The 17,659-nt window shown below is 42.1% G+C and carries 20 protein-coding genes; all 20 read right to left on the bottom strand.

Annotated features, from left to right (window positions below; all coding sequences use genetic code 11):
* Window positions 1–6: 6 nt before the first annotated feature.
* The 20 genes from NV381_RS06175 to NV381_RS06270 all read right to left on the bottom strand — a co-directional run bounded on the left by NV381_RS06175 (window position 7) and on the right by NV381_RS06270 (window position 17,608).
* Window positions 7–792 (bottom strand): FliA/WhiG family RNA polymerase sigma factor, encoded by a 786-nt coding sequence (locus NV381_RS06175; RefSeq protein WP_258212393.1) that lies wholly within the window; start codon window positions 790–792, stop codon window positions 7–9.
* A gap of 18 nt (window positions 793–810) precedes the next feature.
* Window positions 811–1,227: a hypothetical protein gene (locus tag NV381_RS06180; protein WP_258212394.1), complete on the bottom strand. Its 417-nt coding sequence runs from the start codon at window positions 1,225–1,227 to the stop codon at window positions 811–813.
* Window positions 1,228–1,230: 3 nt separating this feature from the next.
* The gene (locus NV381_RS06185) at window positions 1,231–1,725 is read right to left on the bottom strand and encodes a chemotaxis protein CheD (RefSeq protein ID WP_258212395.1); all 495 of its coding nucleotides are present in this window, start codon (window positions 1,723–1,725) and stop codon (window positions 1,231–1,233) included.
* Window positions 1,722–2,342 carry a chemotaxis protein CheC gene (locus tag NV381_RS06190; RefSeq protein WP_258212396.1) on the bottom strand — a complete coding sequence of 207 codons (621 nt, stop codon included), beginning with the start codon at window positions 2,340–2,342 and terminating at the stop codon, window positions 1,722–1,724. Before NV381_RS06190 ends, NV381_RS06185 begins: the two co-directional genes overlap by 4 nt.
* 5 nt (window positions 2,343–2,347) lie before the next feature.
* Complete coding sequence (locus NV381_RS06195; protein ID WP_258212397.1) at window positions 2,348–2,809, bottom strand: chemotaxis protein CheW; 462 nt, start codon at window positions 2,807–2,809, stop codon at window positions 2,348–2,350.
* A 57-nt stretch (window positions 2,810–2,866) separates the two neighbouring features.
* Window positions 2,867–4,912, bottom strand: coding sequence for a chemotaxis protein CheA (locus NV381_RS06200; protein ID WP_258212398.1), 2,046 nt, complete (start codon window positions 4,910–4,912; stop codon window positions 2,867–2,869).
* Window positions 4,913–4,977: 65 nt separating this feature from the next.
* Complete coding sequence (locus NV381_RS06205) at window positions 4,978–6,087, bottom strand: protein-glutamate methylesterase/protein-glutamine glutaminase (protein WP_258212399.1); 1,110 nt, start codon at window positions 6,085–6,087, stop codon at window positions 4,978–4,980.
* A gap of 48 nt (window positions 6,088–6,135) precedes the next feature.
* Window positions 6,136–7,011 (bottom strand): MinD/ParA family protein, encoded by an 876-nt coding sequence (locus NV381_RS06210; protein WP_258212400.1) that lies wholly within the window; start codon window positions 7,009–7,011, stop codon window positions 6,136–6,138.
* Window positions 7,004–8,428: a flagellar biosynthesis protein FlhF gene (gene flhF / locus NV381_RS06215; protein WP_258212401.1), complete on the bottom strand. Its 1,425-nt coding sequence runs from the start codon at window positions 8,426–8,428 to the stop codon at window positions 7,004–7,006. Before flhF ends, NV381_RS06210 begins: the two co-directional genes overlap by 8 nt.
* Complete coding sequence (gene flhA / locus NV381_RS06220; RefSeq protein WP_258212402.1) at window positions 8,425–10,458, bottom strand: flagellar biosynthesis protein FlhA; 2,034 nt, start codon at window positions 10,456–10,458, stop codon at window positions 8,425–8,427. Before flhA ends, flhF begins: the two co-directional genes overlap by 4 nt.
* Before the next feature lie 23 nt (window positions 10,459–10,481).
* Window positions 10,482–11,540: a flagellar biosynthesis protein FlhB gene (gene flhB / locus NV381_RS06225; protein WP_379370772.1), complete on the bottom strand. Its 1,059-nt coding sequence runs from the start codon at window positions 11,538–11,540 to the stop codon at window positions 10,482–10,484.
* Window positions 11,541–11,588: 48 nt separating this feature from the next.
* Window positions 11,589–12,368: a flagellar biosynthetic protein FliR gene (gene fliR, locus NV381_RS06230; RefSeq protein ID WP_258212404.1), complete on the bottom strand. Its 780-nt coding sequence runs from the start codon at window positions 12,366–12,368 to the stop codon at window positions 11,589–11,591.
* A gap of 12 nt (window positions 12,369–12,380) precedes the next feature.
* The gene (fliQ, locus tag NV381_RS06235; RefSeq protein ID WP_258212405.1) at window positions 12,381–12,650 is read right to left on the bottom strand and encodes a flagellar biosynthesis protein FliQ; all 270 of its coding nucleotides are present in this window, start codon (window positions 12,648–12,650) and stop codon (window positions 12,381–12,383) included.
* Between the two features lie 79 nt (window positions 12,651–12,729).
* Window positions 12,730–13,440, bottom strand: coding sequence for a flagellar type III secretion system pore protein FliP (gene fliP, locus NV381_RS06240; protein WP_258212495.1), 711 nt, complete (start codon window positions 13,438–13,440; stop codon window positions 12,730–12,732).
* A gap of 44 nt (window positions 13,441–13,484) precedes the next feature.
* On the bottom strand, window positions 13,485–14,135 hold the full coding sequence (locus NV381_RS06245) for a flagellar biosynthetic protein FliO (RefSeq protein WP_258212406.1): 651 nt from the start codon (window positions 14,133–14,135) through the stop codon (window positions 13,485–13,487).
* 46 nt (window positions 14,136–14,181) lie between these two features.
* A complete protein-coding gene (locus tag NV381_RS06250) occupies window positions 14,182–14,544 on the bottom strand; it encodes a response regulator (RefSeq protein WP_258212407.1) in 363 nt (120 codons plus the stop codon).
* A gap of 26 nt (window positions 14,545–14,570) precedes the next feature.
* Window positions 14,571–15,875 (bottom strand): flagellar motor switch phosphatase FliY, encoded by a 1,305-nt coding sequence (fliY, locus tag NV381_RS06255; RefSeq protein ID WP_258212408.1) that lies wholly within the window; start codon window positions 15,873–15,875, stop codon window positions 14,571–14,573.
* Window positions 15,865–16,866: a flagellar motor switch protein FliM gene (gene fliM, locus NV381_RS06260; protein ID WP_171651616.1), complete on the bottom strand. Its 1,002-nt coding sequence runs from the start codon at window positions 16,864–16,866 to the stop codon at window positions 15,865–15,867. Before fliM ends, fliY begins: the two co-directional genes overlap by 11 nt.
* 40 nt (window positions 16,867–16,906) lie before the next feature.
* Complete coding sequence (locus NV381_RS06265; protein WP_258212409.1) at window positions 16,907–17,386, bottom strand: flagellar basal body-associated FliL family protein; 480 nt, start codon at window positions 17,384–17,386, stop codon at window positions 16,907–16,909.
* Window positions 17,387–17,608: a flagellar FlbD family protein gene (locus NV381_RS06270; protein WP_258212410.1), complete on the bottom strand. Its 222-nt coding sequence runs from the start codon at window positions 17,606–17,608 to the stop codon at window positions 17,387–17,389.
* Between the last annotated feature and the right edge of the window lie 51 nt (window positions 17,609–17,659).

Below are 17,659 nucleotides of genomic sequence, written 5' to 3' on the forward strand. Positions count from 1 at the left end.
TAAGTATCAAGAATCTTGAAACAACTGCTCTTGGTAACGCCCGAGTGAGCCTCGAAGCCTTAAGATCGCTTTGGAGTGCAGCTGTGAAATCCGTGAAGGCGACAGGTTCATTACCTCAGCTATTTCACTTAAGGATAATTCCTCATAATAAAAAAGTGAAACTACCGTTCTTTCCTTTTCTGTCAGCCTTTCAATCGCTTTGGCCAAAGTTTCTTTCAAATAAAACTCATTTACTTTATATTCAGGATTTTTAGCCTTCTCATCTATGAGCAAGGAAAGCCGCGTTTCCGAATCTTCTTCACGAATAGGGTCGTCAATAGAGCAAACGGTAGTAATAGCTATTTCTTGCACCATCTGCCGAAAATCATTTTCACTAACTTGCAAATACGAACTAATTTCCTCATCGGTAACGGAACGCAAGTACTGCTGCTCCAGCTTCTGGTAAGCCTCTTCAATTTTCTTTGATTTTTCACGTACGGATCTTGGTACCCAGTCTCCCTGGCGCAGACCGTCTATAATGGCACCACGGATACGCCAGGAAGCGTAGGTTTCAAATTGCAAACCACGCAAGTAATCGAATTTTTCAATAGCATCAATTAATCCCATAACGCCAAAGCTGGCCAAATCATCTTTTGCCACATTTTTCGGTAAGCCAATAGACAGACGGTTCGAAACATAATCCACTAAAGGTAAATAAGTTTCGATCAGCGACTGTTTTGCTTCAATCAAGCCGGATTCTTTCCACTGCTTCCAGACGTCAATATTGGATAAATGCGACTTTTGTTGAATCATTAACGGTTGCCACCACCCTTATTTTTCCGTCATGTGACGTACGGCTTGAGCCAGCTCCCCTGCATCCAAGTTCTGTTTGCTAGATAGCTTTGGGGGATTCAATGGAGCGAAGCCCGTTCCTCCACCGGATGAATTCGATCCCTTAAGCATTTCGTGCAGGGCCGCATCTTCATCCGGTGTTGACATATCTAGTGTTGTCCCTTTATGTTCATCTGCTGGTTCATGGTGTAGCGCCTCAGTTACGGCTAATTGGTTAAATCCTGCAATCGTCCCTAGCACCCAACGGAACAAAAAGACGATCGCAAACAATATAATGAAACTGTAAAAGCTTCTTAACAACGTCGTCATCCAAATATTATTGAAAATAGAAATCAAAAATGTAAGTACAAACGATATGCCGCCAACAATAAAATTCCAGCGAATAGTACCTAACATAGCCTACAGCTCCTTTACTCCTTGTAATACACTTCGGATTAAAAGGACGCCCGTTTGGCAGTCGAATTCAATGGTTCTTCCATAGTTGCCACCCGTGTCTTCTGCCCGCAATGGTATGGAAAATTGCTTCAGCATCACTTTGCAGGATTCAACATTTCTAGGTCCAATACGCATCGTGTCGGAATTGCCTGCAAAAGCGAACATTTGTGCGCCACCCGCCATTTTTGCTTCTAATCTGCTGACCACAGCTCCTAATGCTTGCATCCTGGAAATCATATCCGGAATCGCAGTATTAGCATACTTGGCGATATTTAATTTGCCTTCTCTCGCAATATCGGAATCAGGCAGCATAACATGCGCCATTCCTGCGACCAAAGCTTTTGAATCATATAGAGTAAGACCAACGCAAGACCCTAACCCTGTCGTTTTCAGCACCCCGGTCAAGTGTGTAACATTCAGATCAGCCATGGCTACTTTAATATAGTTATCTTGAATCATGGAGTTTCTACTCCCAAAGCAGCAAAAATTTTGTCGAAAGATTCCGGATCGGGGATGAGGAAAAAATGACCTTCTATTTCATCATTGCCGTCCAAAAATTTCGTATCAATAAGTAAAGCAGAGTCTCCCATTTGACCGAATTGGAGAAGACCGTAACTCAGAATCGCACCCGCCATATCGATAGCCAAGGAAGGTACCGTTGGTGACATATAAAGTCTTGTAAAATCAGCTAATGAAGATAAATAAGAACCTGCTAAAATATTGCCTATTTCGCTTAAAGCGGAAAGCTCCATCTCTGTATAATGTTCGTCATCAACCACGTCAATCCCTACCAGGTTACGCAATAATTTTTTGGCGGAATCTAGCGATAATATGAAAAATAAGTTACCTGGAGTCTCTCCTTCTACCCTCAGGAAAATAGCAATGACCACTTGCTCATCTCCGCCGACACTATCCGCAATTTCCTCAAAAGCTACCATCCGGACTTGCGGAACCAACATATCTACCGGTTTATCGAGCAATTTGGACAAAGCAGTAGCTGCATGTCCAGCGCCAATATTTCCTACTTCCTTGAGGACGTCCACTTGAAAATCTGCGAATCGATCAAATAATCCCACACAAATTACTCCTCCAGATTTTCTAGTTGGATAATTTCGCTTTTGTTTAAAACTTCTTCAAGATTTAAAAGAATTAAGAGTCGAGTGTCGCTTACTTTCGCTATTCCTTGCAAATATCTGGCTTTAATTCCTCCAACAACCTCAGGCGGGTCATCAATGCAATCCGTGTCGACATCTATGACATCATTAGCGGAATCAACGATCAAGCCTACTTCAATATCCTTTACTGCCACAATAATAATTCGTGTATTGTCTGTATATTCATTTTCGGTAAATCCAAATCTGCCGCGAAGATCGATAACAGGGGTAACCACGCCACGCAAATTGATGACACCCTTAACAAACTCAGGTGTTTTGGGAACTCTAGTCATTGGCTGCATACGCTCGATCGTACGCACCTTTTCTACCTCAACGCCGTACTCTTCATGTGCCAAGGCAAATACGATTACTTTGATTTCTTCTCCCATATCCCCGTGCCTCCTCTTAGTTATCAGCTAGCATCTGTTAAGTTAATTTACTGAAGATTACTTAATAAGTGCATTCGTATCAATGATTAACGCCACTTGCCCGTCTCCTAAAATAGTTGCACCGGAAACAGCAAACAATTTGGTGAAATATTTACCCAGCGTCTTTAGAACAATTTCTTGTTGACCAATAAATTCGTCTACCACAAGGGCCGCAAGTCGTTCACCTTTACGTATGACCACAATCTGTGTTTCCCCTGTAAACTCATCGGCTGCACCTGGTACATCAAACAGCTTGGCTAATGGAACCAAAGGGATAACACTGTTGCGGTAATCCACCATCAGATTGCCATGTACGACGCGAATCTGCTCTTGTTTAATAGCTGCTGTCTCCACGATAGAGGAAAGCGGAATCGCATATTTCTCACTGCCCATACGAATCAGCATTGCTGAAATGATTGACAAGGTCAGAGGCAATTGAACGGAAAATTTGGAGCCTTTACCTAGTTTGGAAGTAACCTGTACTTTTCCTCCCAAGCTCTCAATCTTGGTTTTTACAACATCCAGCCCTACGCCACGACCGGATAAATCAGAAATTTTGTCAGCTGTGCTAAACCCTGATGCGAAAAGCAGCAAATATACTTCTTCATCCGACAATCGAGTAGCCTGGTCCTGCGTTACGACTCCTTTTTTAATTGCCGTTCTCAGAACATTATCACGATTAATTCCACGTCCATCATCTTCGATTTCTATGAACACATGATTTCCGCTATGATATGCCCGTAAATTGATTGTGCTCGTTTCTGACTTTCCAGCTGCAATTCGATCTACTGTAGGCTCAACTCCATGATCAACCGCATTTCTCAGCAAATGAACAAGCGGGTCGCCAATTTCATCAACTACGGTTCTATCCAGCTCTGTGTCGGCACCAGTAATGATTAAATCCACCTTTTTATCCAAGGTTTTGGCTACGTCACGAATCATTCTCGGAAATCTGTTAAATACAGTGTCTATTGGAACCATGCGCAGTTTCAATACGATTCCTTGAAGATCGCTGCTGACTCTAGTCATATGTTCAACTGTTTCGGTCAGCTCGCTCTTTTTAATTTCACTGGCAAGCTGTTCCAGACGGACCCGATCAATCAGCAGCTCGCTAAACAGGTTCATAAGCGTATCCAATCGTTCAATATCAACACGAATGGTTCTGTTAGCCACTGGAGCATTTGCTGCTGCTGCCGGCTTCTTAACTTCTGCCTTTTCCGGTGACTCAGCCTCGGCTATTGCTGAAGCTGCTGCAATCTCTTGTTGAGCAGCCATAACTGGAGGCTTCATCAGTTCATCCAGCTTGGCCGAGTCCAATACGCTAACTATAGCTTTATCGATTTCGGATACACTGGATATTTGCTTCTGGAGGCTCGCCTGATCCGTACTGGATATGAAAAAGACAGAAAACTCATTATCAAATCGCTCTTGTTCAATATCCTCTACAGGAGGGTTCGACTTAATAACCTCACCATTCTGCTCCAATACATTGAACACCATATAGGCACGGGCAGCCTTGAGAACACAATCCTCACGAACCCCAACCTCAATGTAAAATACGCTAATTCCTGCTTCAATCGACTGTTGGATAATGGATAATTGAAATTCATCCAATACTTCAGCAGAGGAAGCTTCCCCCTTCACAGGAGCAGCATTTCCGGCAGCTCCGCCACCTTTTAAATACTCGCCAGTTACGATGGATTTCAAGGCTGCAACGATCACGGATACGTCGGCCTTCCCCGTTCCCCCTTGAATGATATCTTCAACCATAGATTCCAGGGAATCCAAGCTTTTGAAGATACAGTCAAAAATAAAAGAATCCATTTTTAACTTACTATTCCGGACCAGGTCCAGAACATTTTCCATCTCATGTGTTAGTGAAGCCAGATCCTCAAAGCCCATCGTTGCCGACATTCCTTTGAGTGTATGCGCAGATCGGAAAATGTTATGTACGATACTAATATCTTCAGGGCTGCTTTCAAGACTCATCAAATTATCGTTCAAAGCTTGTAAATGCTCCCTGGATTCGTCAATAAACATAGATAAATATTGATTCATCTCCAAAACCATACACCTCCGTCAATGTAGTTCATCCTTAATGCAGTAGTTACACTTCACTTAAATTAAATTCAATTCGTATTCGTAATGACTGCATGGGATATCTTCCGGGCAATTTCCTGCTGAGGCAGCACATGCATAACGCAGTTCAACTCCACAGCAGCTCTTGGCATCCCATATACAATGCAGGTTTCTTCCGATTCCGCGATAGTAGTAACAGCCCCTGCCTGCTTTAATGCCAGCATCCCTTTAGCGCCATCCGCCCCCATTCCTGTCATAAGAACGATGTGACGTTTTAATTCTTTGAGCGGAAGTATCGATTCAAAAAGGACATCAACGGATGGTCGATGACCGCCCCTTGGCTCCTCTTGATTCAAATGAATTTTGTACATTCCTGGGCCGTTCCGGGCTATAGTCATATGATAACTTCCAGGCGCTACATAAGCAGTGCCATTTTGAAGAATCATTCCATTTTCTGCTTCCACTACCTTCAGCTCGGATACAGAGTCCAGCCGCTGCGCCAAAGATTTGGTAAAATTAGGCGGCATATGCTGAACGATTACGATTGGAGCCGGTATATGTCCAGGAATTTGCGAAATGACTTGATGAAGTGCCCTGGGCCCTCCAGTCGAAGTCCCGATAGCTACAAGATGACTTACATGTGATGACGGTTTCAATTGCTGCTGCTTTTCAGAAATCGACTGAACTACGGTTTCTGAGACTGGTGCTACTCTTGGTGATGGTTTGGCAACCAATGGATTTAATTGAAACTTGTTGACATTCGTTTTAACTGCTATATGAAGCTTCTCCAGCAGTGCTGTTTTTACTTTGTGAAGATCTAAAGAGATGGACCCTGATGGCTTTCCGATAAAATCAACGGCACCTCGTTCTAATGCAGTTATCGTTTCCCTCGCACCATCTTGTGTTAAACTGCTCAGCATGACCACTGGTGTCGGCTGCTCAGACATGATGGCCTTCAGAGCATCAAGTCCGTTCATCTCGGGCATTTCGATATCCATGGTTACCACGTTCGGTTTAAGCTTTTTCACAAGCTCTACGGCTTCCTTACCGTTCTTTGCGGTTGCAATTACTTGAAACTGAGGATCCTCCGTAATGAGGTCAGTAATGATTTTTCTCATAAAAACAGAATCATCGACTACGAGCACTCCATATGGTTTCACTATGATCTAACACCTCCATGTTGTCTGTTTGGTTGGCACAAGAGGTTGTTACTGTTTAAGAAGTCTTATCATTTTCGATAAAAATCCTTTGACCGCCCCATCTTGATTTTCAGCAGGTGTTTGTTTGGCAATGTAATCCTCCACTAACTTATCTATAGCCTGAGAAGCTGGAGAAGAAGGGAATTCAATTGTAAAAGGAACCTGTTTTTTAACTGCTTTTGATACATGGTTATCATCAGCAACAAACCCTAGTGTCGGAATATCAAGCTGAAGGAATTGCTTGGCTACCATGCTGATCTTGTCTGCTGTTTGCTTGCCTTCCTTCCAATCCGTCGCCCGATTTACAACAAGCTTGAACTTGACTGGCTCATTCATAGAGTTAACCATTTTTATAATGGCATAAGCATCTGTGATGGATGTAGGCTCCGGTGTAGTAACAACGAATGTTTCTTCCGCAGCTAGAATGAATTTCAACGTTTCCTTCGACAATCCAGCTCCCGTATCAAAAATAATAAAATCAACTGAACCATTTAATTGATTAACCTGATTTGCAAAATAATCGAGCTGTTCCTCCGTTAGCCTTATTAAATCATTAAATCCGGATCCGCCTGCGATAAATTGAAGATCATTATAGCCGGTTTGAATAATTTCCCAGATCGTCTTTTCCTTTTTGAGGAGGTGATACAAATTATACTTAGCTGTAATCCCCATCAAAACATCAATATTGGCTAAGCCGATATCAGCATCAAACACAAGAACCTTATAGCCTTTCTTCTGTAGGGTAAGAGCAAAATTCAAAGTAAAATTTGATTTGCCTACCCCGCCCTTGCCGCTCGTTACAGTAATAATTCGTGTCGTCTTGGGTAACTGCTGGTTTTGATGGCTTGAAATGAGATTCCGAAGTCCTTGTGCCTGATCATTCATTGTTACTGGCCCCCAGTATCAAGTCAATGATATGTTGTTCCGCCAATTCCGTAATATCATCCGGTACACTTTGCCCATTGGTAACATAGGATAATTGAAGCTTGAAATCATGGACAAGATTGACGACGGAGCCGAATGAGTCGGTTTCATCCATCTTAGTGAACAATACCTTGTCCAGCTTAAATTTCGTAAAGTTATCCGTTATTGCTTTCATGTCTTTATATTTGGTTGTTAAGCTCAATACAAGAAACGTTTCACTCTTTCCCTGTGAGCGTAAAAGCGAATTTAATTCGGATACATACATCTCATTGCGATAATTGCGGCCTGCAGTATCCATAAATATAAGATCACAATCTTTTAATTGCTCGTAGGCTTTAGACAGGTCCTGAGGAGAAAAAACAACCTCCAACGGAACGTTTAAAATGGTCGCATACGTCTTTAGCTGTTCTATCGCTGCAATTCGGTAAGTATCGGAAGTGATGAATCCGACCTTACGGTTATATTTAAGCACCTGCTCTGCAGCCAGCTTGGCAATCGTCGTTGTTTTACCTACCCCTGTTGGTCCTACAAAATGAACTATTCTTGTATCAGGGGCCATATGCTTCGATTCCCCTACCATAAACAGACCAAGCAATTGCTTGCGAATTAATTTCATTGCCAGCTCGTCTGTCAATGTCATACCTTCAGCATTGACTATTTCCGTCACTTCAGTAATAACTTGTTGGACGAGAACCGGGTCTAGTTCCTGATCCAGCATCCGCTGCTGCAGCGTTGCCAAGGACGGATCCATGGGAGACTGCTGGAAGCCCTGGACTGAAAGCTTATGCATAAACTCTTTCATCTGCTTAAGCTCTTGGAGCAATATATCTTCCTTTGAATTAACCGCTACCGTTGCTGATGCTAGCGGCGCTTGTTGTGCGTTTTGTACTTGTTGTGTTTGTGGTACGTATTGTGCCTGTTGTGTTTGTTGTACTTGTGGTACATATTGCGCCTGTTGTGCTTGTGGCATATGATTTTGAACCTTTACGGCAACCGGAGGTGGGCTGGGTATAAGGACATCCGGTACCTCAGGAAAAGACAGTGCAGGCTCATCCATGTTTCTTTTTGGCAGCACAGCTCCCGCACTGTTGTTCGGTCTTGAGTACGCCATCTGAGCAGTCTGTAAAGAATTATAGCTCTTAGGTGCTTGTTCCTGCAGCACCGCAGGTGTTGGCGATGAGGCTGTTTTAGTAGAGCTTGCTGCGGCTGTTGAATCCGTTGCCGCGAGCACTTCAATCTTTTTCTTGGAAAACATCCCCATAAAGCCGCCCGAACGTATTTCTTTTGTACTTAAGATGACCGCATCTTTTCCTAAGTCAGTTCGAATTTTTTGTAAAGCATCTGGCATAGAATCAACTACGTAGCGCTTCACTCTCATAAATTAACTACCCCCATGCTTTGAATTTCAACGTTGGGTTCGAGTTCGCTGTAGGAAAGAACCGGTATATCCTGCATAGTCCGTTCCAAAAGCTGTCTTAAGTACATCCGAATCGTAGGAGAGGTCAATACGATTGGCTGTTGGCCTGATTGAAGAAGCTTCGTCACTTGATCGGTTATTCGTTGGTATATCATTTGCGTAGAAGATGGGTCTAAAGCCAGATAGCTGCCCTGATCCGATTGCTGTACGGATTCAGCAATTTTCTTCTCGAGTGTGGGACCAACGGTTATCACCTTAAGCGAATCCCCATTACTTGCAAATTGCTGTGTAATTTGCCTGGATAAAGCTTGTCTAACATATTCGGTCAAGATTTCAGGATCCTTGGTATAAGTTCCATAATCCGCCAAAGTCTCCAGTATTGTGACCAGATCACGTACCGATATTTTTTCTTTCAATAATTTCACAAGCACTTTCTGGATATCCCCTATGGATAACACATTAGGAATTAGATCATCCACCAACACAGGATAGCTTTCTTTGACATTCTCTATTAATGATCTTGTTTCCTGACGTCCCAGCAGCTCATGAGCATGCTTCTTAATGATTTCCGTTAAATGGGTGGCTACAACAGAAGGCGGATCAACTACAGTGTAACCGGATAATTCAGCCCGTTCCTTCATTATTTCATCGATCCACATGGCTGGTAATCCGAAAGCAGGCTCCAGAGTATCGATACCTGTGATTGAATCATCGTCTATGCCCGGGCTCATGGCCAAGTAATGATTCAATAGAAGCTCACCGCGGGCAACCATGTTACCTTTAATTTTGATTACATATTCATTTGGCTTCAGTTGAATGTTGTCACGTATTCGGATTACCGGTACGACAACCCCCAGCTCAAGCGCACATTGTCGACGAATTAATATAATACGGTCTAATAAGTCCCCGCCTTGTTGAGTGTCTGCCAGTGGAATTAATCCATAGCCAAACTCAAACTCAATGGGATCCACCTGCAATAAACTAATGACACTTTCAGGACTTCGAACTTCCTCAATTTGCTGTTCTTCCTCCAGCAATTCTTCCTTTGCTTGCTGCTTGACCAAATTTTGCTTCATTTTCATTGCCGCAAAAGCCAACAGAACAGCAATCGGGAATGTAGTGAAAAAATGAATAGGGGTAAAAATACCCAGCAAAGTAATGGTACCGGCGACAATATACAGGAGATTAGGATAAGAGAAAAGCTGCTTCGTTAAATCATGAGCCAAATTACCATCCGATGAAGCTCTGGTAACAATCAAGCCCGCTGCCGTAGAAATTAGAAGAGCAGGAATCTGACTAACTAGTCCATCACCTATCGTCATGATCGAGTATAGTTCTCCTGCTTCGGAGATGCTCATACCCTTCATGCTCATTCCTATAACGAGTCCGCCCAATAAATTGATAATCAGGATGATAATGCCGGCAATGGCATCTCCCTTTACGAATTTACTGGCACCATCCATCGCTCCATAAAAGTCAGCCTCATTGGAAATTTTCTCACGGCGCTCTTTCGCTTGCTGCTCATTGATCAAGCCTGCATTCAAGTCTGCATCAATAGCCATCTGCTTACCTGGCATAGCATCCAAAGTAAATCGGGCAGCTACTTCGGCAACGCGCTCAGAACCTTTGGTAATAACGATAAATTGAACAATAACCAGGATTATAAACACTACAAAACCGACTACGATATTACCCTGGGCGACAAAAGAACCAAAGGTTTTGACCACATTACCGGCATCCGCATTTGCCAAAATGTTACGAGTTGTCGAGACATTTAAGGCTAGCCTAAACAAGGTGGTTATTAATAAAAGGGAAGGAAATATTGAAAATTGCAAGGCTTCCTGAGTATTCATGGAAACAAGGATAATCATCAAAGCAATAGAAATATTAATGATCAGCAATACATCTATAAGCCATACGGGTATAGGAACAACCATCATCATGATAATGCCAATTACACCTATCAGTACGACCAGATCTTTTACTTTCATTACGCATGTCCTCCTTTCCTAAGCTAGTTAGCCTTACCTTTTACCTTATATACATAGGCTAAGACTTCAGCGACAGCCTGGAACATATCGGCCGGAATGGCTTCTCCAATCTCAACTTGAGCATAAAGCGCGCGAGCTAAAGGTTTGTTCTCCATAGTAACAATACTGTTCTCTTTCGCAATCTGCTTAATTTTTAATGCAATATAATCCGTGCCCTTCGCAAGAACCGTTGGCGCCTGCATGTTTTTCGAATCATACTTCAATGCTACAGCGAAATGCGTAGGGTTAGTAATGACAACATCAGCTTTTGGAACTTCCTGCATCATACGCTGCATAGCCATTCTTCGCTGCTTTTCACGGATTTTACCTTTTATTAACGGATCCCCTTCCGTCTTCTTATATTCATCTTTAATATCCTGCTTGGACATTCTCAGGTTCTTTTCAAACTCATATTTCTGGTACATATAATCAAACAGTGCTAGTACGATCAGAATAAGTCCGATTTTGATTCCCAACTTAAACGTAACGGATCCGGCAAACACAAATATATTTTCCAGAGGTAGTCTGGCAAGATCCATTAAATGACTTTTCTCAGCCCAAAGCGTTGAATAAACAACATAGCCGATAATGGACATTTTAAGTACAGACTTCATAAAATCTACAACAGTCCGCATAGAGAAAATGTTTTTGGCACCTTCTATCGGATTCAGCTTATTGAATTTCATCATGAGTGGATCGGTAGTCATTAGAAATCCTATTTGCAAATAATTACTGAAAATAGCTGTGACTACAGTTATTAACAGGATCGGTGTAAGAAGCATCAAGCTCTGAATAACCAGTTGTTTGAAGAGTGAGCCCACATTTTCGATAGATAGATTAAGCAATAAATAATCGTTAAATACAGACCGGAACACATTCATCAGCTGATCCTTCATATAACCGCCGAACAAATAGAACGATAAGAATGCGAAAAACAAAATAAAGGCAGCAGGCAAATCCATACTCTTAGCAACTTGTCCCTTTTCTCTGGATTCCTGCCGTTTTTTGGGAGTAGCCGGTTCTGTTTTTTCGCCCGCAAACATCTGTAAATCTAGCTGTAAACGAATACGTTCCACATCCAGTCCTCCCGGTTAACCCGCAAATAACCCAAAAAACTTTTGCAAATGGTCGAGCATTGAAATAAAGGTATCCTTGAATACATCCTCATAAGCCGGAAATAACAAAATCAATAATACGAAGCCTATGATCATTTTGAGTGGCGCACCAATAACAAAAATATTAAATTGAGGGGCTACCCTGGTTAGCAAGCCAAGTCCAATATCAGTTAAAAAAAGGGCTACGATAACCGGAGATGCCATCTGCAAACTAATAGCAAATACGGTTGAGAAAGTTTTCAACAAAAATTCTGAAATCTGCCCACCGTACATCCTCGTGAACATGTCATTGGATAATGGAATCCATTCATAACTTTCTATTATTGCTTTGAGCAGAAGGTGATGCCCGTTAAAAGACAGAAACAACAGCATCGCGATCATATACTTCAAATTACCGATAACGGGCGAGGATGCTCCAGTCATAGGATCAATAACATTGGCAATCCCAAACCCTATCTGTATATCAATAAAGGAACCGGCTATCTGCACGATAGTAAAAAACATATAAGCAATAAAACCAAGACAGACACCAACAAGTATCTCCCGTATGACCGTCAGCAAGTAAAGAGAATCAAGCGGAACCGTAGTTGTTGTGCCTGTTACTGTGTATGCCATTAATGTTACGAAAAAAGCAATCCCAACTTTAAAATGTGCCGGGACATTTTTGGCCGAAAAGACGGGTACTACGACAAAAAAGGAGGTTATCCGACAAAAGAAAAGCATGAAGCCAGGAAAAAATTGATTAACCCATTCCAATAGACTCACTACCTAGCCGACATATTTATAAAGGTTATTCAACAGGTTATAAGTAAAGTCAACCAACGTTGTCAGAATCCAAGGACCAAAGGCCAATACCGCAAGAAGTACGGCTACAATCTTCGGAACAAAAGCCAAGGTCTGCTCTTGAATCTGAGTGGTTGCTTGAAAAATACTAATGATCAATCCAACTAGCAGAGCGAGTACCAGCATGGGAGCACTAGCCTTCAAGACCGTATACACAGCCTCACCGGCCAGATGGATGACAAACTCGGAACTCACGATTTCTTCTCCTCCTGCTTGGGTCAGAGTACCCTAAGAGTTTTTGACTAGGCAAAAACTGACTTTGTAAGCACCGACCTTACGTATTGTAGCTTAGCAGCAAGGATCTCACGACAAGATACCACCCGTCGACCAAGATAAACAACAATATTTTAAAAGGCAATGAAATCATTACGGGAGGAAGCATCATCATCCCCATTGCCATGAGTGTGCTTGCTACTACCATGTCGATGACCAAGAATGGAATGAATATCATGAATCCCATTTGAAAGGCTGTCTTAAGTTCACTTATTGCATAGGCGGGAACTAAAGCTGTTAAAGGTGTATCCGCGACGCCGCTTGGCGGTTGTGCTTTGGAATAATCCAGAAACAGTTTTAAATCCTTTTGCCTTGTGTGCTCAAACATGAAACTTTTTATCGATAATGAAGCTTTATCCAATGCTGCTGTTTGAGTAATTTCGCCCTTGAGATACGGCTGCAATGCCGTCTGATTTAAATCACCCAAAGTAGGGGCCATTATAAAAAAGGTCAGGAACAAAGCTAATCCAATCAGCACTTGATTGGGCGGCATTTGCTGGGTTCCAAGCGATGTTCTGACAAAACCAAGCACAATAATAATTCGAGTAAAACTGGTCATCAGAACAAGAATTGCAGGCGATATACTTAATATGGTGATTAGCAATATGATATTAATTGTACTTGCAGCCCCACCTGTATTACCGGAGGAACCAATATCAATATTGATTCCAGGTATCGGGTCAGCCGCATAAGCATATGTACTATAGAACATTATGGCTAACAAGGATAATGCGGTTAAAGCTCCAGCTTTCCATTTCATGGCTTATCATTCAACCGATCTTTGTTTTTGTCATCCATCAACAATTCCTCCACCATCTTCTTGCGATCAGACAAATGCTGCATTTTATTGTGGAATACTTGCTGAAAGGATGCCGTTATATCGGATTCTTCTACATCAATCGTGTCATCCTGCTTCTTTCTCAGTTTGCTCAGCCATCCGCTGAAAGTTTCAAAATTGACTGTATTAGAGCCGCCGACTGTCAGCATATCCGTTATATAAGCAACTTCTTCGGCATCATCAATCTTCTCCATCAGTTGAACGTTGTCTCCGACTCCAACGATATAAAGTGAGTGACCAATTTCAATGACTTGAATGGATTTGTTTGGCCCGAGCGGCACTCCGCCTAAGGAGCGAAGAGAACGACCAAATAAAAATTTATTTTTTTTGGCTAGAAACTTAATAATCACGAAAAACAATCCGATAATAAGAATAAGAAAAAAAATAACTTTAACGACCATCCACATAGTATCAGCTGTACTTATTCCAGGATAGTCCATTTTAGGCGCATCATTCGGAAACTTATCCGCAGCAGTGCCGGATTCCCCATAACAAACTATAGAGAATCCAGCTAGTTGAATCATCCCCACGAATATAAATGAACAAATTCTGGTTGCGAGTCTATTCAAGTTTCACATTCCTTTCGGTTTATGTCAGACTCTCCCCTTACCGTTATTATCCCAACGTTTTCTTAATGGCTTCGATAACACGATCTGCCTGGAACGGCTTCACAATAAAATCTTTGGCACCTGCTTGAATAGCATCAATAACCATAGCTTGCTGTCCCATAGCGGAACACATAATAACTTTTGCATTCGGATCTAATTTTTTGATTTCCTTTAGTGCAGCAATTCCATCCATTTCGGGCATCGTGATATCCATAGTAATTAAATCAGGACGCACTTCTTTAAATTTTTCAATAGCTTGGGCGCCATCATTCGCTTCGCCACAGACTTCATAACCATTTTTAGTCAAAATGTCTCGGATCATCATTCTCATAAAAGCTGCATCGTCTACAATCAAAATTCGGTTTGCCATGGGTAAACAGTCCTCCTAGGGGTTAGTTAGTATTGTAATTTTTGAATTCGATCCCACTGGTTCACTATATCAGTTACACGTACCCCAAAGTTCTCATCGATTACGACGACCTCACCTTTAGCGATCAGCTTATTGTTGACAAGAATGTCAACCGGCTCACCGGCAAGTTTGTCCAGCTCGATAATGGAACCTTGCGAAAGCTCAAGTATATCCTTAATTACCTTATGTGTTCTACCTAGCTCTACGGTCACCTTAAGTGGTATATCCAACAATAGATTAAGGTTAGTATCCTCAGCAGGGGTTAGTTGAGTTGTATTAAACCCTGTGAACTGGGCTGGCTGCACGTTAACATCCCTTACAGGACCGGCACCATAAGCCGCAGGCGCTGGAGGCTGTTGATACATCGGTTGCTGTGGTGGATACATAGGCTGTTGATACATCGGCTGCTGTGGCGGATACATAGGTTGCTGGTACATCGGCTGCTGTGGCTGCATAGATGGATCTTGATACATCGGCTGCTGATACATCGGCTGTGCATATGGATCATGCATAGGTGGTGCTACAGGCTGCTGTTGAACAGGCGCTGGTGGTGGTGTTGGAGCAGCAGGGGCTGCGGCCGCCGCGGTTTCCTCAACTACGTCTCCCCCTCCCATTAGTATCGATACCATATCCTTAGCAAAAGGAACCGGCAGCAATTGCATGATTGTGGAATCAATCAAATCTCCAATTGTTAACCGGAAAGAAATTTTAATAAAGACGTCCTCAGGAGGAAGTGAACTGGCCCCTTCTCCTTCAGCCAAATTTAAAATATCAATTCCAGGCGGAGAAATGTTGACAAAACGGTTAAAAATGGTAGACATCGATGTTGCGGAAGAACCCATCATTTGATTCATGGCTTCTTGTACAGCACTAATATGAATTTCTGACAATTCAATATTTTGTCCCGTACCGTCTCCACCCATCATTAAGTCGGCAATTACTTGAGCGTCACGCGTTTTAATTACAAGCAAGTTTATGCCATCAAACCCGTCTACATAATTTACATGAACAGCCACATGAGGTTTAGGAAATTCTTGAACTAATTCTTCTCTTGGAATAACAGAAACCTTGGGAGTTGTAATATCGACTTTTTTACCGAGCAATGTGGATAACGCTGTTGCTGCACTGCCAAAAGTAATGTTACCTATCTCTCCAAGAGCGTCCTGCTCCAGGGAAGATAAATAGTCATCGATATGAACCTCTCCACTCGCGTTATCAAAACTATCACCGGAAGACTGTCTTAACAATGCATCTATTTCTTCTTGAGACAAATAATCTTTATTATTCGTCATTCTCATCCGCTCCTTCCTCAGTGACAATCTCTGTAATCTGAATAGCCAGTTTTCCTCTACTCGTACCTGGAGTTCCTATATATTTCAATTTCTCTCCAATCCGGATGTTCAACAAATCTTCTACCGGCTTGTTCAATGCAATGACATCGCCAGCATTCAGGTTCAAAAACTCGCGGATTGATATTTGGGATTCGCCTAATTCGGCTATAATAGGAACTTTGGCCTTATGTAATCTGGATTGCAGCGCCATTACTTCTTCGGGTGCGCTAGTTTTCTTTTGCGATACAAACCAATGATGGACAGACAACCTTGGCATAATTGGTTCAATAACCACGTGCGGAATACATAAATTGATCATACCCGTCGTATCCCCAATTTTAGTGCTTAAGGATATTAAGGCAATCGTCTCATTAGGAGAAACAATCTGCATAAACTGCGGATTGGTTTCCAATGCTTCCAAACGAGGAGAAAGATCAATGACTGTTTTCCAAGCTTCCTGGAGGCTCTCGAACGCTCTGCTGAATATTCGTTCCATTACAATAGTCTCAATCTCAGTCAGCGCATTGATTTTGGTAGGTGAAGTTCCTGCTCCGCCAAGCAAACGGTCCAACATGGCGAACGCTACGTTAGGATGAACTTCGAGCACCATTCTTCCTTCCAGAGGCTCTGCTTCAAAAATATTAAGTATGGTCATTTTTGGAATGGAGCGGATAAATTCATCATAAGGCAATTGTTCGACTTGTACCACATTTATTTGCACAAATGTTCGTAATTGTGCCGAAAAATATGTCGTTAAATAGCGCGCGAAATTTTCATGAATTCTAGTTAAGCTTCGAATATGGTCCTTTGAAAAACGAACCGCCCTTTTAAAATCGTAAGCTCTGACTTTTTTCTGGGTATCTTCCTTCTTTAGCTCCTCTGCATCCATCTCACCGGAGGATAACGCGGCCAACAAGGCGTCTATCTCATTTTGCGAAAGCACATCAACCATCTCGTCACCTCCTTCATGCAATTTCCTTTAAGACCCATTATTATTGAAGAACACTGTCTGTAATCCAAATTTGCTTGATTTTCCCGGAGGAGAGCAATGGGTTCATTTTATTCATAAGGGCCGAAGTTAGATTATCCAAGCCTTTGCTGCCTTGTACCTGCTCTGGTGTCATATCGGAGAGCGTTTGTACGATAATGGCTTTCATTTTGAAATCCAGCTTTTCAAATTCATCCTTGGCCTTCGTATTTTCCAATTCAATAGCGAAGCTTGCTTTAATGAACCTATTATTGGTTGCAAGATTCGTCAATATATCTTTTAAAATTACAGTGCTGGCCTTAGTTTCTTCAGGGGAAAGCTTTTTGGCCGGCTTTACTTCTTTTGCCGAATTTTGTGCGAGCTCTTGAGGATCAGAGATTGGTTTTTTGTCTAAATATTCCAATAATATGAAAGCCGCTGTTAATATTAAGGTTATAGCAATAAGAATTGCCACCACTAGCAAGAAGATTTTACTTTTAAACAACTACAACCCCTCCGAATCCAAACTCTTAATTGTTCCGGCAACCGCACCGATTGATTTCATATATTGGGTCACTAGCTGGACCACATCTTTTTCTGGCTCTAATACGGTAATTTTTTTACTTGTAATTAATGTAATCATAGTATCAGGGGTTTCCTCGATACTTTCAATCAGCAGAGCATTGATTGTAATTATCCTCCCATTGAGCCGTGTTAGTCGAATCATGACTAGCCTCCGTTTTATAAAAATTAGAGGGAGAGGTTAGGCTCCCCCATC

This window comes from Paenibacillus radicis (ex Xue et al. 2023) (genome assembly GCF_024722015.1).
Lineage (GTDB): Bacteria > Bacillota > Bacilli > Paenibacillales > NBRC-103111 > Paenibacillus_S.

Bases quoted from the DNA above. Each gene is read 5' to 3' on its own strand.
- fliY (WP_258212408.1), bottom strand. From the start codon at position 15,875: ATGACGAATAATAAAGATTATTTGTCTCAAGAAGAAATAGATGCATTG.
- fliM (WP_171651616.1), bottom strand. From the start codon at position 16,866: ATGGTTGATGTGCTTTCGCAAAATGAGATAGACGCCTTGTTGGCCGCG.
- flhB (WP_379370772.1), bottom strand. From the start codon at position 11,540: ATGTTTGCGGGCGAAAAAACAGAACCGGCTACTCCCAAAAAACGGCAG.
- NV381_RS06180 (WP_258212394.1), bottom strand. From the start codon at position 1,227: ATGTTAGGTACTATTCGCTGGAATTTTATTGTTGGCGGCATATCGTTT.
- flhA (WP_258212402.1), bottom strand. From the start codon at position 10,458: ATGAAAGTAAAAGATCTGGTCGTACTGATAGGTGTAATTGGCATTATC.
- NV381_RS06210 (WP_258212400.1), bottom strand. From the start codon at position 7,011: ATGAATGATCAGGCACAAGGACTTCGGAATCTCATTTCAAGCCATCAA.
- NV381_RS06195 (WP_258212397.1), bottom strand. From the start codon at position 2,809: ATGGGAGAAGAAATCAAAGTAATCGTATTTGCCTTGGCACATGAAGAG.
- fliP (WP_258212495.1), bottom strand. From the start codon at position 13,440: ATGTTCTATAGTACATATGCTTATGCGGCTGACCCGATACCTGGAATC.
- NV381_RS06250 (WP_258212407.1), bottom strand. From the start codon at position 14,544: ATGGCAAACCGAATTTTGATTGTAGACGATGCAGCTTTTATGAGAATG.
- NV381_RS06270 (WP_258212410.1), bottom strand. From the start codon at position 17,608: ATGATTCGACTAACACGGCTCAATGGGAGGATAATTACAATCAATGCT.
- NV381_RS06175 (WP_258212393.1), bottom strand. From the start codon at position 792: ATGATTCAACAAAAGTCGCATTTATCCAATATTGACGTCTGGAAGCAG.
- flhF (WP_258212401.1), bottom strand. From the start codon at position 8,428: ATGAGAGTGAAGCGCTACGTAGTTGATTCTATGCCAGATGCTTTACAA.
- NV381_RS06185 (WP_258212395.1), bottom strand. From the start codon at position 1,725: ATGATTCAAGATAACTATATTAAAGTAGCCATGGCTGATCTGAATGTT.